Source organism: Alteromonas sp. ABH4_457 (assembly GCF_056160625.1).
On sequence record NZ_JBSWXN010000026.1, the window covers coordinates 1 to 402 of the forward strand.

Here is a 402-nt window from a genome sequence, read left to right on the forward strand (position 1 = left end):
ATGGCAGAGTCCGGCTGAATGCACCTGACTTGAAATCAGGCGAAGGGTCAAACCTTCCGGGGGTTCGAATCCCTCTCTCTCCGCCACATTCTGAAAAAGCCCGCTTAACTAAGCGGGCTTTTTTGCTTTCAAATGGCAGTCAATGTTCCATTGTAATTACATAAAGGTATCAGCCTGTTCAGGAAATAATCGCTTTAGCAACAGTGATGTTAAATTCTGAGCAGATTGTTTGCATATTGCGCACTTAATTGATTTTATTTGAAATAGTGCTTTTCAATCACGATAAAATCATTATGATACGCACCACTCAACGGAGAGATGGCAGAGTCCGGCTGAATGCACCTGACTTGAAATCAGGCGAAGGGTCAAACCTTCCGGGGGTTCGAATCCCTCTCTCTCCGC

Annotated in this window: 1 tRNA gene; it reads left to right on the top strand. The window is 45.0% G+C overall.

Going from position 1 to position 402, the window contains the following annotated elements:
- Positions 1-312 precede the first annotated feature (312 nt).
- Positions 313-401: transfer RNA gene (locus tag ACXAGR_RS23795), tRNA-Ser, on the top strand.
- Position 402 lies beyond the last annotated feature (1 nt).